1 protein-coding gene is annotated in these 1,636 nt (G+C 64.2%); it reads left to right on the top strand.

Translation table 11 applies throughout. From position 1 onward, the window contains the following. Positions 1-292: flagellin (locus ACTJK8_RS32290; RefSeq protein ID WP_440763206.1), on the top strand; the 292-nt coding region annotated here is incomplete at its 5' end. Positions 293-1,636: the final 1,344 nt, after the last annotated feature.

Genomic DNA, 1,636 nt, shown 5'->3' on the forward strand with positions numbered 1-1,636 from the left:
CCTGCTGAACTCGGACGTCAACAAGACCCTGGCGACCCTGACCAGCGCCGGCAACACGCTGAACTCCGCGGCGAGCTCCCTGGGCTCGAACCTGTCGGTCGTTCAGAACCGTCAGGACTTCTCCAAGCAGCTGATCAACGTGCTGAGCACGGGTTCGGCCAACCTGACGAACGCCGACCTGAACCAGGAAGCGGCGAACTCGCAGGCGCTGTCGACCCGCCAGTCGATGGGCATCTCGGCCCTGTCGCTGGCCAACTCCGCACAGCAGGGCGTCCTCCAGCTCCTGCGGTAAGCAACCGTCTTTCCAACTAATGAGGTGGCCGGAGCTCTGCTCCGGCCGCTTTCGATCGAGCGCACATCATGCAGGCGCGCGGGTAAAAGCGAAACTGTCATGAGCGACTGCCGAACGATCACTCAGCTTCGTCGGGAGCTGGCATCGACAAATTCGACTCGCTCGACAATTGCCAAGTGAGGGCTTGCAGAGCTTCGTGCCAAAATACAATCAGATCAGGACCGCAAAAAATTCCTCGATTGAAAAATTTCGAGATAATGCGGATCTTCTCGGCGTGATTTTAGGGCCCGACACGTCAGCACCACTCTGCCAGCCAGGTCGGCTTCTGGGCTTCCGACAGGATCGGGGTCGCGGCTGGACCGGGTTGAAACCGGACTGCGACCTTCGCCTACCGCGAGCGGAGGCTTGTGGCACCTCGCCGCGTGCCGCGGACTCGTCGTGGACGGCGACTCACGCTAGCCCGGCGTCATGCCGAAGGTCCCATCGTCTCGACGCGCCCGGCCGCGTTTGGACCCTCGCCCTGGCGTGCTGGCGGCGCAGACGTCCGAACCGTCGACCGCCACTGAGCTGGTAGAGCGTGTGGGCATTCCCGGCCGAAAGCCCGGGAGACACCCCGCCGTCGCGCTGGCGCGGCTACAGGCTGACGGCCGCGCGGCCAGCGAGCTGAACCGGAATGTCGCCCGGTGACGTGCTGCGCATCGAGGAGTGCCCTCGATGTCTGCCAACGGACCACCCCGCTCCCGAACTCTTGCGAGCCCATGCCTCAGGCGCTCGCCGCCGGAGCTTCATCGTTCAATATCGTCGCAAGGACGGGATCAATGGAGTCTGGGTAATTTGCAGCCCGTGTGACTACGTCTTCGAGGACGCATTTTTCGACGTAGGCTTCCACTTGCTTGCTGAGGGATACCCCATTGACCCTGGCCAGATGCTCGATGGCTCTGCGCAAATCGTCGCGCACATGAAACGAGATGCTGTTGCGTCGCCGCTCGTGCACAGCGAGTCGTGGGCGGCCAGGCCGACGCGTCGGCTGTTCAGTAGGCGTCGTTGACATGTAGGGCTCGCTGCGCGCGCTGTCCGGATCAGGATCGCTGCTGGGATGACGGAACGCGCGGCATCGGCGAGACCCGATGCAGGAGGGACAGCCCGCTCGGCGCAGGCTGTCAGCGCGCAGGGTTGGAGCCGACCTTGAACGGTCGACGCTCAGCTGGGCCGGGCGCGCGGATCGAATGACAGGCAGCTGGGTCGCTCTGCCCCGGCCGCCATGTCCATCAAGGAGACTGCTCTTACCGCAGGAGCTGGAGGACGCCCTGCTGTGCGGAGTTGGCCAGCGACAGGGCCGAGATG

Source organism: Methylobacterium sp. 22177 (assembly GCF_052045615.1).
Lineage (GTDB): Bacteria > Pseudomonadota > Alphaproteobacteria > Rhizobiales > Beijerinckiaceae > Methylobacterium > Methylobacterium radiotolerans.